The sequence below is a fragment of the Bradyrhizobium sp. UFLA05-109 genome (assembly GCF_054185165.1).
Genome location: NZ_JBBIAR010000038.1, coordinates 74,389 through 88,177 on the forward strand (window position 1 = coordinate 74,389; position 13,789 = coordinate 88,177).

Annotated in this window: 11 protein-coding genes; all 11 read left to right on the forward strand. The window is 62.9% G+C overall.

Going from position 1 to position 13,789, the window contains the following annotated elements; translation table 11 throughout:
- Positions 1-1,428, forward strand: coding sequence for a DUF1254 domain-containing protein (locus Q3C01_RS26290; protein ID WP_458148198.1), 1,428 nt, complete (start codon positions 1-3; stop codon positions 1,426-1,428).
- Positions 1,429-1,484: 56 nt separating this feature from the next.
- On the forward strand, positions 1,485-2,960 hold the full coding sequence (locus Q3C01_RS26295; RefSeq protein ID WP_458148199.1) for a DUF1254 domain-containing protein: 1,476 nt from the start codon (positions 1,485-1,487) through the stop codon (positions 2,958-2,960).
- Positions 2,961-3,012: 52 nt separating this feature from the next.
- Entirely contained in the window at positions 3,013-4,053 is a 1,041-nt protein-coding gene (locus Q3C01_RS26300) for a SphA family protein (RefSeq protein WP_458148200.1), read from the forward strand.
- Positions 4,054-4,068: 15 nt separating this feature from the next.
- Positions 4,069-5,382 (forward strand): cache domain-containing protein, encoded by a 1,314-nt coding sequence (locus Q3C01_RS26305; RefSeq protein WP_458148201.1) that lies wholly within the window; start codon positions 4,069-4,071, stop codon positions 5,380-5,382.
- A 39-nt stretch (positions 5,383-5,421) separates the two neighbouring features.
- The gene (locus Q3C01_RS26310; RefSeq protein ID WP_458148202.1) at positions 5,422-6,168 is read left to right on the forward strand and encodes an adenylate/guanylate cyclase domain-containing protein; all 747 of its coding nucleotides are present in this window, start codon (positions 5,422-5,424) and stop codon (positions 6,166-6,168) included.
- Positions 6,169-6,338: 170 nt separating this feature from the next.
- Complete coding sequence (locus Q3C01_RS26315; protein WP_458148203.1) at positions 6,339-6,788, forward strand: hypothetical protein; 450 nt, start codon at positions 6,339-6,341, stop codon at positions 6,786-6,788.
- Positions 6,789-7,066: 278 nt separating this feature from the next.
- Complete coding sequence (locus Q3C01_RS26320; protein WP_458148204.1) at positions 7,067-8,092, forward strand: ABC transporter permease; 1,026 nt, start codon at positions 7,067-7,069, stop codon at positions 8,090-8,092.
- Positions 8,093-8,154: 62 nt separating this feature from the next.
- Positions 8,155-9,177 carry a sugar ABC transporter substrate-binding protein gene (locus Q3C01_RS26325; protein WP_458148205.1) on the forward strand — a complete coding sequence of 341 codons (1,023 nt, stop codon included), beginning with the start codon at positions 8,155-8,157 and terminating at the stop codon, positions 9,175-9,177.
- A gap of 57 nt (positions 9,178-9,234) precedes the next feature.
- Positions 9,235-11,382: an ABC transporter permease gene (locus Q3C01_RS26330; protein WP_458148206.1), complete on the forward strand. Its 2,148-nt coding sequence runs from the start codon at positions 9,235-9,237 to the stop codon at positions 11,380-11,382.
- Between the two features lie 2 nt (positions 11,383-11,384).
- The gene (locus tag Q3C01_RS26335; protein ID WP_458148207.1) at positions 11,385-12,506 is read left to right on the forward strand and encodes an SMP-30/gluconolactonase/LRE family protein; all 1,122 of its coding nucleotides are present in this window, start codon (positions 11,385-11,387) and stop codon (positions 12,504-12,506) included.
- Positions 12,503-13,789, forward strand: a 1,287-nt coding sequence (locus tag Q3C01_RS26340; RefSeq protein ID WP_458148208.1) for a sugar ABC transporter ATP-binding protein, incomplete at its 3' end; no start/stop codon positions are given. The genes Q3C01_RS26335 and Q3C01_RS26340, both read left to right, overlap by 4 nt.

Here is a 13,789-nt window from a genome sequence, read left to right on the forward strand (position 1 = left end):
ATGAAGAGAGCAGTTTTCGGAGCCATGGCGATGATGCTGGCGACCGCAAGCGTGCATGCGCAATCGCCTTCCCCCGAGGAGCTCGCAAACCGCAACATCCAACGTCGTGCAGTCGAAGCGATGATCTGGGCGATGCCCGCGGTCAACACCGACTTGATGCTGCAGGCGATGCTGAGCAGCACCAAGGCCAAGGTCAACGAGATCGTCTACTGGTCCCGGCCGTCGAACTGGAAGAACCAGACGCTGACGCCCAATCCGGATTCGATCTACTTCATGTCGTTCTGGAATGTGAAAGACGGCCCGATCGTGTTGGAGATCCCGCCGGCACAGGGCGGCTCGATCGCCGGCAACATCGTCACCGTATGGCAGATGCCGCTTGAGGATGCCGGTCCCGAAGGTGCCGACAAGGGGCAGGGCGGCAAGTATCTGATCCTGCCGCCTGGCTACAAGGGCGAAGCGCCCGCAGGCTACATCCCGCTTCAGTCCGACACGTTCAGCGGCTTTGCGCTGCTGCGCTCCAATCTTGCGAGCCATGCCGATGCGGACATCGCGAAATCGGTCGCCTATGGCAAGCAGATCAAGATCTATCCGCTCGCGCAGGCGCAGAACCCGCCGCAGACCAATTTCACTGACGCGTACGATATCCTGTTCGATTCCACCATTTCCTACGACGCGAACTTCTATCGCAGCCTCGATCGCGTCGTGCAGAACGAACCTTGGCTCGACCGAGACCGGGCAATGATCGACCAGCTCCGGTCGATCGGTATCGAAAAGGGCAACGCTTTCAATCCCGATCAGAAAACCATCGCGATCCTGGATGACGCCGCACATGAAGCCCATGCGCTGCTGTCGCAGCGCTATGATGCCGGCTTTCCGGCGCTCAATCCAGGTATCCGCTGGTTCCCGGCCGCGATGCCCGAAATGGTGAAGGCAGCGAGCGGAGGATATGCCGATCCGAATGCCTATCCGGTCGATGCACGGGGCGTCACCTACACGCTGGGCTTCACCGGCATCAAACGGCTCGGCACGGCGCAGTTCTACTTGATGGCCAACAAGGACAGGGATGGTCAGCCGTTCGACGGCGCCACCACCTATCGCCTGACCGTGCCGGCGAACGCGCCGGTCAAGCAATACTGGTCTGCAACCGTCTACGACCGCGAGACGCACGCAATGGTGCGCAACATGGAGAGCGCCAGCCGTGCCTCGATCAGCCCCGGCATCCAGAAGAATGCCGACGGCTCGGTCGACGTTTATTTCGGCCCAAGGGCGCCGGACGGCAAGGAAGCCAATTGGGTGCCCACCGATCCCGCGCGCAAATTCGAGCTGCTGTTCCGCCTCTATGGACCGCAGCAGCCTCTCTTCGATCACAGCTGGAAGCTGCCCGATGTCGAGCGGGTCGCGGCGACGATTGGAGGTGTCGCGAAGTAGCCGGTCAGAACCATGGTTTCGAAGGACAGCGTCAAGAGCAAAAAGGGGTCAAGACGATGAGGAAGATGAAGGCGATGTGTTTCCTGACGGGCGCTGCGCTGGCGATTCTGTGTCATCAACCGGCTCAAGCCGAAGGGCCGGCGCCTTACGCCTTCGAGCGCGGCCATCCAGCCGCCGATACGAGCAAGCGCGCGCGCGACGATGCGGACTTCCAGCGGGCGATCATCGCCTATCGATTCTGGTATCCTTCGGTCTCAGTCGAAGGCATCTTCAACGGCAATCGCGAAGCCGGTCTCAAGGACGGCGAGAAGATGGGAATCGCCGCGGCCGGCCCCCGCCAGATAGGCTTCACGCTCAATTCCGACACGCCCTACGGCTCGGCCGTGATCGACGTGACCAAAGGCCCCGTCGTGGTCGAATTGCCACCGGGGCCGTATATCGGCCTCGTCAATGACCACAATCAGGGTTGGGTGATGGATCTCGGCCTTCCGGGACCGGATGCCGGCAAGGGTGGCAAGCACGTCGTGCTTGGCCCTGACTACAAGGGCGAGGTGCCGGAGGGCTATCACGTCGCCCGGTCGAACTCCTACAAGAACCTGCTCGCGGTTCGCGCGCTTCCGGTTGGTGGCGATGTTACGAAGGCAATGGATGCGCTGCGCGCCATCAAAATCCATCCGCTCGGAAGCAGCACCAATCTCGCGGTCGTCGATACCACAAAGGAGAAGATGGACTCCTCTTCGCTGCGCTGGGAGGACAATTTTCAGTTCTGGCAGGTGCTGAAACAGATTGTCGACGAAGAGCCGGTCGTTCCGTCCTTCCTGCCGATGTACGGCCTGCTCGCCGAACTCGGCATCGAGAAAGGCACGCCGTTTGTGCCGGACGCGCGCATGAGGGACATTCTCGATCGTGCCGCAAGGGCTGGACGCGATCAGATGCTGGTGTCGGCCTTCGACAGCGCGCGCGCCGATCGCGTCAACTGGCCCGACCGCAAATGGGAATGGGTCGGCCTGACGCCCGGCAGCGCGCAGTTCGAGACGTCATCAGGGATGGACCTCGAGGCACGCGATCGCTGGTTCGCCCAGGCGATCGTCACCTCGCCGGCGATGTTCCGCCGCTCGGCCGGAGCAGGTTCGCTGTACTGGATGAGCGTGCGCGACGACACCGGCGCATTTCTCGACGGGGCCAAGAACTACAAGCTCGCAATGCCGCAACCGGTACCGGGAAAGTTGTTCTGGTCGATTACCGTCTACGACACCCAGACCCGCTCGCAGGTGCAGACTGATCAGGATCGCGGCGCGCTGCGCTCGATGTTTGAGCTCAGCGATATCAAGGGCACGGTGCCCGCTGATCTCTTCTTCGGCCCGGACGCGCCCCAGGGCAACGAGTCGCACTGGATCAAGACGCCGCCGGGACGAGGCTGGTTCGCCTACATCCGCATCTACGGCCCCGAGGAAGCCGCTTTCGACAAGAGCTGGAAGCCCGGCGACTTCACCGAGGTGAAGGCCGGCACGATGGGGAGCGCGACGAAGTAAGCGTATGGGGAGGGCAGGTTGCCCGCTGCCACGCGGTTTGGTGGATGAAACGATGGGAACGAGGAGACACGATTTGACCGGAAAATACAAACGGGCCGTCCTGGCAGCCGCGTTCGCAGCGACGAGCTTGGCCGCGCCTCAACGTGCTCTCGCCGATTCCGGCGGCGTCAGCTTCTGGCTTCCCGGTATCTTTGGCAGCCTCGCCGCTGCGCCCACGGTGCCGGGCTGGGCTTATTCGACGATCTACATCCATCTGCAGGCCAATGCCGGAGGCGGGCAGAACTTCGTCACCAGCGGCGGTGTGCCGGGCTCGGTGGCCGCCGGCATCAATGCGCACGCCGACGTGCTCGTTCAAGGCATCACCTACACGTCGCCGATGCCCGTGCTCGGTGGGCAGGCGGCCTTCACCGTGCTCACGGCGCCCGGGAACGTCGGTGCGGGCATCGATGCCTCTCTCACCGGGCCGAGAGGGAACACCATCTCAGGAAGCAAAACGGACGATCGTACGACACTGACCGACGTATTCTACCAGGGCACCTTGAAATGGAATCAAGGTGTCCACAATGAGATGGTCTACGTCACCGGCAACATTCCGAGCGGCACCTACGATGCGAGCCGCCTGGCAAACCTCAGCTTCGGTTTTCCTGCGGTCGATGCGGGCGCCGGCTACACCTATCTCGATCTGAAGACCGGGCATGAGTTCTCGGTGGTCGGGGGGCTGACATACAATTGGATGAACCCGTTCCTTCAGTACCAGAACGGCATTGCTTTCCATGTCGACTGGGCGGCGTCGCAGTTCGTCAGCAAGAACGTCCATCTCGGTGTGGCGGGCTACTTCTTCCAGCAGCTCACCGACGATAGCGGCCCGGGGGCGAAGCTCGGCGGTTTCAGGGGCCGCGCGATCGGCATCGGTCCGCAGATCGGATTCATCATTCCGCTTTCGGAAGGCTACCAGGGCTATCTCAACGTCAGGGGCTACAAGGACCTCGACGTCGAGAACCGCCCCAAGACCTGGACGGCGTGGGTCACCTTCTCGGTATCGCCGGCGGCGCCGGAGCCGGCAGCAACGAAGCCGATCGTGCGTAAATATTAAGGAGGGGGCACGAAGTTGTTCGCGGACCAGTCCGCTCGCCCGTTCCGGATCGGCTTCCAGGCGTCGATCATCGCCGTGTTCGTCGCCGTGGTTCTGATCGTTGGGCTCACGCTGGTTTATTTGAGCTTTGCGCGCGTCACCTCCATCACCCGGGCGGCGGCGAGCAGCTTCATCGAGAAGGCGGCGCAGCTGAGCGCCGATCATATCGACGAGAAATTCAAGACGGTGCGGGATAATCTCGAGATGCTGGCAGGACTGCCGTCGGTCCAGAGTGCGAGCATCGCGGACAATCCGCGGCTCTACGCTGTTCTGGCGTCGATGCTGCGCAACAATCCACAGCTCTTCAATCTCTATGTCGGCTATGATGACGGATCGTTCCTCGAGATGGACGTCATCGACCGCGCGAGGCCTGCCTTCAGGGAGAGCCTCGCCGTCCACGACGGCGCGGCTTTCCGGCTCGTCCTGATCGTGCCCGGTGCGCCGTCGCGAACGACTTTCCTCTCCGAAGCGCTGGTCGCGGTGGCCGAACGTGCGGGGCCGGCTGACTACGATCCACGGCTGCGGCCCTGGTACGTCGAGGCATTGGGAAATAACCAGACGCTCCTCACCGGGCCTTACATCTTCTACGCGACCGGCGAACCCGGCTACACGCTGCGCGCGCCGCTCAGACAGGGGCGGATCGGCGTCATTGCCGCAGACGTGCTACTCACCCGCTTCGAGGAGATGCTGGCGGAGCAGCGGCTCGGTGAATCCGGATTGACCTTCCTCTTCAATGACGCGGATCGGATCGTCGGCCATCCTGACATGCGTCGGCTGGTGAAGGATAGGACCGGGGCCGGCAATGATCTGCCGGCGCTGGACGCAATCGGGCTTCCCGGCCTCGTTGCCACGGTTCGCGCATGGCGCGCCGGTGCGCCGGCGCAGCAGTTCTTTGCAGGGCCAGCGGGACGGAGCTACGCCGTGGCGTTTCATCCGATCAGGAGCACGGGTGCAGCCGACATCAGGCTCGCCGTGATGGCGCCGCCCGATGAGTTCTTCTCCCGGATCATCGCCGAGCGGCGGGCGCTGTTCGCGCTGGCGATCGCCTTCGTCGGTGCAACGCTGCCGTTTGCGTTCTGGCTGGGGTCTCTGATGGCGTGGCCCTTGCGCAAGCTCGCGCGCGAGACCGACGAGATTCAGCGCTTCGAGATCGCCGAGCGCCCGCGCGTTCACTCGATCATCGCCGAGATCGACGAGCTCGGCCGTTCCGTATTCACGGTGCGCAGCGTCGTGCGCAGCTTCGCGAGCTTCATCCCTCGGCAGATCGTGCGCCAATTGATCCAGTCCTGATCGTCGCTCAGCCTCGGCGGGACGCGGCGCGAGATCACTGTGATGTTCACGGATGTTGCCGATTTCACCGCCAAGACCGAACGCGCCGACCCCTCGCGCGTGATGATCTATACGTCGCGCTATTTCGCGGCGCTGTCGTCCATCGTCATGGATCACCACGGCACCATCGACAAGTTCATCGGCGACGCCGTAATGGCGTTTTGGAATGCACCTGCCGACGATCCGGACCACGTCAGGCATGCCTGCCGGGCGGCCCTTGCCTGCGTCGGCCGCAGCGCGGAGTTGAACGAGACTTTCGCCGCGGAAGCATGGCCGGCTTACGAGACACGCTTCGGTCTGCATACGGGAGACGCGGTGGTCGGCAATATCGGCTCGTCGGATCGCATGAACTACACCGCGCTCGGCGCCACCATCAATCTTGCCGCACGTCTCGAGCAGCTCAACAAGAGCTACGGCACGCAAGTGCTGGTCAGCGAGGCTGTGAGGGAACGCTTGGAAGCCGATTTCGTGTTTCGCAAGGTGGATCGGATCAGGCCGAAGGGGTTTGCGCAGGCCGTGACCATCTTCGAGCTCAGATGCGAGCGCACAGGCGACGTCGCCGCGGAATTGGCCTTCTGCCGGCGCTGGGACGACATCGATCGGCTTCTGGAAGAGGACCGGCCGGCGGCCGTGGCCGACATCGCCGCGTTTCTCCGGCAATACCCGGGCGACGGCGTCGCCCAATTCCACGTCCGCCGGCTCGCCGCGATAAGCGGATCGTCCATGGGCAGGACGGCGTCGGGCTGAAGCTTCGAAGGCCGATCGCTTCAATCATTTCGCGCTCCAATCGGAATGGCTGCAATTTGTCGAGCTGAGTTTCGGAAGCGTTAACCGTGGTGGAACGGCCGTGCGATCGGCCATTGTCGCGCCGCAGACTTGGTAGCAAATACGCGCTACTCCTATTGCGAGTGCCTTCCATGCTGAAAGATGGCAAATACGCTGCCTGGTTCAGGACCTCGCATGGTCAGGGGACCGGGATCGTGCACCTCTTGCAGGGCCGGATATCGGGCAGCGACAGCTTCTTCACATATGGCGGCTCCTACCAGGTCGATCAGGATCGCTTCACCGCCGTGCTGACCACTCGCCGCCATGCTGATGGCATGCCGACGGTGTTCGGTCACGACGAGGTCGAGGTCAATTTGTCCGGCGTCTGCACCGGCGCAATGGCGAGATGTTCCGGACGCGCCAAAGAAGCGCCTGACGTGCTGTTCGAGGCGACGCTGATTTACAGCCAGGATGAGGTGCCCGCGATGGACAAATGCGCTGTCGTCAAGCTCAAGCCGGACAGACTGCCAAAGGCGATGGATAGCCGTTCGCGCCCGCGCCCGTTTCGCACGCCCGGGCCGCCGAAGAGTCCGCAGGCTTGATGCCGCTTTTCGCGGCAGCGAGATTGTCGCATCCCACGAATATGCCGCTTCATGGGAAAACCTCACCTTTTTGGTTGCGGAAGTCATCACTTCGGATTTTTCCCGTAACGATTCCGGGAGCCTCCCTCATCGCGTCAAATTAAACTAAGTATCAAACGCTGATCCTCGACGATGCGAAGATCGCGAGAGCGTGATCAGCTTGCATTTGATAAATATGTTTGACGAATACTGGTTGCCGCTCCTACACTCGCAACCAAAATAAGAGTGGGAGGAAACAAATGCGGTGGCCTTTGGCATCGCGCAGCGTCGCTGTTGCGGCCACCACTCCCCGCATCCCCTTCACTATCGCCAAGCCCAACCAGGAACAGATCGTCCTCCTGATTACGATCGTGCTGCTGATCGTGTTCGGCTTCACGCTGAACGGCTTTGCGACCATTTCCAACCTGCTCAATCTATTGCGAAGCATTTCCATCCTCGGCGTGCTTGGGCTCGGCATGGGGCTGATCGTGATCAGCCGCGGCATCGATCTCAGCGAAGTTGCTACCCTGGCGGGCTGCTGGGCGATCGCCCTGATCGAAATGCAGCGCGGCATGCCGGTCGGAGTCGCCGTCCTGCTGGCGCTTGCGATCGCACTGCTGATCGGTGTGATCAACGGCGTCATGGTCGCGTTCGTGGAGGCGCCGCCGTTGTTCGTGACGCTTGCTGCGGGCTTCGTCATCTATGGCCTTGCGTTCTGGCTCGCGCCGGCCTGGGTGGTCTATGCGCCGAAGGACGCACCGGGACTGATGTTCGCGGGCGCCGGGCGGCTGTTCGGCATTCCCGTGCCCATCCTGGTGTTTGCCGTCTCGGCGATCGCGATACACCTGTTCCTGTCGCGCACCTCGATCGGCCGTTTCATCTACGCGCAGGGCGACAATCCGGAAGCGGCGCGGCTGACCGGCATTCCGTTGCGGCCGCTGATCGTCCTCGAATACGCGCTGGTCGCCTTCCTCGCCTGGCTTGCCGGCCTCGTATGGGTCGGCACGACGGGCAGCATGCAGATGGCGATCACGCAGGGCACCATGATTTTCGACGTCGTGCTGGTCGTCGTGATCGGCGGCATCAGCCTGATCGGCGGACGCGGCAGCGTGTTCTCCGTCGTGGTCGGCTGCATCCTGATCGGCACCCTGCTCAACGCCTTCACCATCATGGACGTCAATAGCGAGGTGCAGAACATCATCAAGGGTGTGGTGCTGCTTGCTGCCATCGTGCTCGACAACTTCCTGCATCCGCGGGACGAGGAGACGGCGCGGCAAGGTGACTGACGAGGAATGCCGGTCAACGGCATCCCGTTTCGACAATCAACAAACAGGACGAGGAGGATCCCATGAATAGAAAGTTCTGGACGATCGCGGCCGCAGGTGCAGCGCTCGCTGCGCTGCCGATGTTGGCAGCCGCGCAGGAGGAAGGTGGCACCAAGACCGCGCGCGAACTTCGCGCATCCTACGACAAGGCGCTGCAAGGAAAGACGATCGCATACCTGCCGATCGCGCTCGGCGTTCCCCTCTCCGATGAATGGGGCCGGGTGGTGCAGGAAGAGGCCGAGTGGCGCGGCATGAAGTTCATCGTCCGGGATCCCAACAACAACCCGTCGGCGATGCAGCAGGCCCTGACGGCGTTGGTTGACCAGAAGCCCGACGTGCTGATCGTGCAGAATCCGAGCGTTACGCTGCTGATGAAGGATCTGAAGCGTGCCGAGAGCCAGGGCACGCATGTCATCCAGATCAACATGTCCTCCAACTACAAGTCCGGCGCCTTCGTGGGCGCCGACTGGCGCGAGATCGGCAAGATGCTTGCGACCGAAGTGGTCAAGGCCTGCGGCACCGGCTCCGGCAAGTCGGGCAAGGTGCAGATCGTGCAGGGTGAGCTGACCGCGGCGGCCAGCGTCGATCAGGTCGGCGGCATCATGGAGGTCCTGAACAAGGACACCAACATCAAGGTCGTCTCGAACCAGGCGGCAAACTGGGACGCCAACACCGCCCTGAACATCACCGCTACGGTGATCCAGCAGCATCCGGATCTCTGCGCCTCGATCGGCTTCTGGGGCATCATGGAATCCGGTGCGGCGCAAGCGATCCGCAATGCCGGCAAGATCGACGACGTCAAGGTGTTCGCATCAGGCGAAGGCTCCTCGCTCGACTGTGATCAGGTCAACTCCGGGAATTTCTACAAATTCCTGAGCTACAAGGCGACAGAGCAGGGCCACGACCTCATGTTCGCTGCCGAGACGCTGCTGATGTCCGGCGACAAGGCCGGCACGCGAAACCTCGAATACTACACGCGCCCGATCTGGCTCGATAAGACCAATGCTTCAGGCGCCAACTGCTTCGCACTTCCCAAGAAGAGCTGATCTGAACGTTCGCCGGCGTGCACCGTCGCACGCCGGCTGCTTGGGAGTGCCGTGATCATGTCGACGATCGAAGCCTTTGCCGAGTCCCTTACAATGTCGGCGCGGCGGTTTTCGCCCCGCCTGCTGCTGTCCGAGCTTTTGCTGAAGCAATGGTTCGAGCCGGTCGTGCCGTTCACGGTGATGATTGGCTTGTGGCTCTATTTCGCGCTCACGATTCCGGACTACGCCTCGGTGCAGAACACGTTGTCGCTGCTCCGGCTGTTCGCCGAGTTTGGCTTCGTGGCGCTCGCAATGGGATTTTGCCTGATCAGCGGCGGTATCGATCTGTCGGTCGGCGCGATCTTCGCTCTGTGCAATTTCGCTGCACTGTTCTTCCTTCTGGTGATGGAGTGGCCGGTCGGTCTCGTCGTGGTGGCGACCCTTCTAGTCGGCGCTGTCCTCGGCAGCATCAACGGCGTCCTGATCGGCTTTCTGAAGACCCGGCCGTTCCTGACCACGCTGGTGACGCTGATTATCCTGCGCGCCTCGGTCAACCTTCTCAACACCGGCTACGCCCAGGTGTTTGCAACCAATTCCGTTGACAGCGATGCCTGGGATTTTATCGGCAGCGGCAGCGTGCTCGGCATTCCCGTCAATGCGGCGACGCTGTTCGTCGTGCTGCTCGTTTGCCACATCTTCCTGTCGCGCTCGCGCTATGGCTGGCACCTGACGGCGATCGGCGCGAGCCGGAAGGCCGCGCGGCACGCCGGCATCCGCGTTCGGCTGATGCTGTTCCTGACCTACGTGCTGTCGGGCACGCTGTGCGCGGCGAGCGGCATCTTTTATGCCGCACGGCAGGCCAGTACGGATTCCACGACCGGCGTTGGCTGGGAATTCCAGGCGCTGACCGCGGTCGTGCTCGGCGGCATCTCGCTCGCCGGCGGAAAAGGCACGGTGTGGCGGGCGATGATCGGGGCGTTGATCATCTTCCTTCTCATCAACGGCCTCGTGCGGATGGGCATCCCCGGGTATGTCACCTCGGCAGTGACGGGCATGATCCTGCTTGCCGCCGTCGGCATCGACGTCAAATGGTCGAAGAACCGCGGTAAGGCGATTCAGAAGATTTACGTGAACCCCGCTTACGTGGCGTTGGCGCCGGCGCCATCAGTGCGGCCGGGTACGGCCTCGCCCTATGCCCAGAACGACCGACTGATCCGCGCGCAGGCGATCGGGCTCGACCAGGTCGAGGGTCCGGAGGACGTCATCGTCGACCGTCAGGGCCGCGTCTACGGCTCGACCCGCGACGGCAACGTGATCCGCTTCTCGGGGCCGAACTTCGAGACGCGCGAGGTATTCGCCCATATCGGCGGCCGGCCGCTCGGCATGCAGTTCGACCGTGACGAGAATCTCATCGTCGCGGTGGCAGGTATGGGCGTCTACGGGATCGCGCCAGACCAGCGCGTGTTCAAGGTCACCGACGAGACCAATCGCACCTGGTACAAGCTCAACGACGACTCCCGCCTGCGCATGGCCGACGACCTCGACATCGCGCCGGACGGCAAGATCTATTTCAGCGACTGCACGACGCGCTACGAGATGACGACCAGCACGCTCGACATCCTCGAAGCACGGCCCAACGGCCGCGTGGTCTGCTACGATCCCTCGACGAAGACGACGCGCACGATCATCAACCATTTCTATTTCCCGAATGGCGTTTGCGTCTCCCATGATGGCAAGTCTGTGCTGATCGCGAGCACCTCGCTCTGCAAGGTGTTCCGCTACTGGATCGAAGGACCGAAGAAGGGAAAGACCGAAGTCCTCATCGACGAACTGCCCGGCAACCCCGACAATATCAATCGCGCCTCCGACGGCACCTACTGGCTGGCGCTGGTCGGTATCCGAACGCCGACCTTCGATCTGTCCGTGCGCAAGCCAGGCTTCCGGCTGCGCATGGTCAAGCAGGTGCCTGCCGACGAGTGGTTGGGGCCGGCGCTGAACCATGGCTGCGTGCTGAAGTTCAACGAGCGGGGTGAGGCGCTGGAGTCCTGGTGGGATCCGACGGGCATCTCGCATTCGACGCTTACATCGATGCGCGAGCACAAGGGCTATCTCTATCTCGGCGGGCTCGAGAACAACCGTATCGGCCGCATCAAGCTCGACGGTGTCGACGAGAGCTGGACCGGCTATGACGCCTATTGGGGCGGCAAGAGCAGGGTGACAAATTAGCAATGGGGCTTTTCGATCATCTCTTGCGCGACATCCGCAGCGTCATCGATCGCGATGGCGGCCGGAACGCGATCCCGCCGCTCGACGGCGCGCTCAGCCCGAACGACCGGCTCGATGGCTGCACAGTGATCGGCGAGCCGTTGCCTGGCGTCGACGATGTCGTCGCGGCCGAGGACGGCGCGATCTACGTGTCTGCTGGGAAGCGGGTTCTGAAGCTCTCGGGCGATGATCTGTCGACACGGACGCTGGTTGCCGAGTTCGAGGGTGAGGCGGGTGGGCTCGCGACACACCCGGACGGGCGGCTGCTCGTCTGTGTCGCTGGGCGTGGCCTCGCCGCGATTGATCTGGCGAGCCCCAGCCCGCGGTGGCTGGAGACCGTCGACGGCCGTGGTCTTCTGGGTCTGCTGTCGGTCACAGCGGCGCCGGACGGGCGCATCTTCGCGGTCGAGGGCTCGAGCGGCCGCACGCCGGATCAGTGGCGGCGCGATCTGATGGAGAAGCGGAGCAATGGCCGGCTGATTGTCTGCGGACCGGACCTTGCGGATGCGTCCGTGCTGTTGCGTGATCTGCCGTATCCCTATGGCGTTACTGTCCCGGCGGACGGTGGCAGCCTGTGGCTGACCGAAAGCTGGGCCCATCGTCTCAGCCGTTTCCCACTGACCGCCAATGGCCTGGGGCAGGGCGAGGTCATTGCCGGCAATCTGCCGGGCTATCCTGCAAGACTGCATCCCGACGGCAATCGGGGCTTTTTCCTCGGCCTGTTCGCGCGACGCACGCATCTCATCGAGTTCGTGCTGAAGGAAGACGATTTCCGCGAGGAGATGATGCGCACGATGCCGGAGAACTACTGGATCGCGCCGGCGCTGGTCGGCGGCGCCGACTGCCTGGAGCCGATGCAGATCGGCGGCGTCAAGGCTCTCGGCATCCAGAAGCCATGGGCGCCGCCGCGCTCATACGGATTACTCGTGCATCTTGACGCCGAGGGCGAGGCGGCCGACAGCCTGCATAGCCGCGCCGGCGGCCGCTTCCACGGCGTCACGGCCGCCTGCAAGGTGCGCCAGGGCGTGGTGATCGCGGCACGCGGCACCGGCTGTCTTCTGCTCCATGCGGGAGAGCTCAGATGAGCGACGGCGCAAACCTCGCCAACGGCGCGGCCGAGCCCGTGCTCGAGATCATCGGCGGCAGCAAGATTTATGGCGGCGTGCACGCCATCGAAGGCGTCAACTTCAACCTCTATCCCGGGGAGGTGCATGCGCTGGTCGGCGAAAACGGCGCCGGCAAATCGACGCTGTGCAAGGCGATCGCGGGTGCGATTGGGCTCACCTCGGGCGAGTTCCGGCTCGACGGCAAGCCCGCCAATTTCGAGCAGCCGCGCGATGCTCTGAACGCCGGCATCTGCATGGTCTATCAGGAGACGAGCCTGGTGCCGACGATGACGGCGGCGCAAAACATCGAGCTCGGCAACGAAAAGCTCCTGACGCGCTTCCGCACGCTGAACATCCAGGCCCAGCAGCTCCTGCAATCGCTCAACTTCCACGTCGATCCCGCAACGCCCGTGGCGATGCTCGGCACCGCCAAGAAGCAGATGGTCGAGATCGCGCGCGCGATCTACAACAAGGCCCGCATCATCATCTTCGACGAGCCGACCGCCTCCCTCACGCCCGAAGAGATCGTGCACTTCTTCCATCTGGTGCGCGACCTGCGCGCCCGCGGCGTCTCGATCATCTACATCTCGCACGCGCTGGAAGAATCGCTCCAGATCGCGGACCGCATCACGGTGCTGCGCGACGGCAGGCTGGTGATCACCGCTCCCGCAAAACAGCTCACGCGCGACAGCCTGGTGCAGCATATGGTCGGCCGTGAGGTGGCGCAGGCCGTCTATGGCCGCAAGGAGAAAACCCACCAGCGCCGCGAAAAGGTGCTGACGGTCGAGAACGTCACTATGGGCATGGCGGTCAAGAACATGTCGTTCTCGGTCTATGCCGGCGAGGTCGTCGGCATCGCCGGTCTGATCGGCTCGGGCCGCACCGAGATCGCAAAAGTCATCTACGGCGCGCTGAAGCGAAACCTAATCAATGGTGGCACCATTCGCCTGCGCGGAAAGCCGATCCGCTACCGCGTGCCGCGGCAGGCGATCAATGACGGCATCGCCTATATCACCGAGGATCGTAAGGCCAACGGCTTCTTCGAGACCATGGTGGTCGACGACAACGTCTATCTCGGCAAGCTCGGCACCAAGAAAGGTTTCAGCTTTCTGTTGTCGCGCGCGAAGCGCGGCAAGCTTGCCAACTACTGGGTCGAGCGTCTCAAGATCAGCGCGCTCCAGCGCAAGGCAAAGATCATCGAGCTCTCCGGCGGCAACCAGCAGAAGGTGGTGCTGGCCAAGACGCTGGTGCAGGATCCCTCG

Coding starts and splice junctions, on each gene's coding strand:
- Q3C01_RS26290 (WP_458148198.1), top strand. CDS start 1: ATGAAGAGAGCAGTTTTCGGAGCCATGGCGATGATGCTGGCGACCGCA.
- Q3C01_RS26300 (WP_458148200.1), top strand. CDS start 3,013: ATGGGAACGAGGAGACACGATTTGACCGGAAAATACAAACGGGCCGTC.
- Q3C01_RS26330 (WP_458148206.1), top strand. CDS start 9,235: ATGTCGACGATCGAAGCCTTTGCCGAGTCCCTTACAATGTCGGCGCGG.
- Q3C01_RS26325 (WP_458148205.1), top strand. CDS start 8,155: ATGAATAGAAAGTTCTGGACGATCGCGGCCGCAGGTGCAGCGCTCGCT.
- Q3C01_RS26315 (WP_458148203.1), top strand. CDS start 6,339: ATGCTGAAAGATGGCAAATACGCTGCCTGGTTCAGGACCTCGCATGGT.
- Q3C01_RS26295 (WP_458148199.1), top strand. CDS start 1,485: ATGAGGAAGATGAAGGCGATGTGTTTCCTGACGGGCGCTGCGCTGGCG.
- Q3C01_RS26335 (WP_458148207.1), top strand. CDS start 11,385: ATGGGGCTTTTCGATCATCTCTTGCGCGACATCCGCAGCGTCATCGAT.
- Q3C01_RS26320 (WP_458148204.1), top strand. CDS start 7,067: ATGCGGTGGCCTTTGGCATCGCGCAGCGTCGCTGTTGCGGCCACCACT.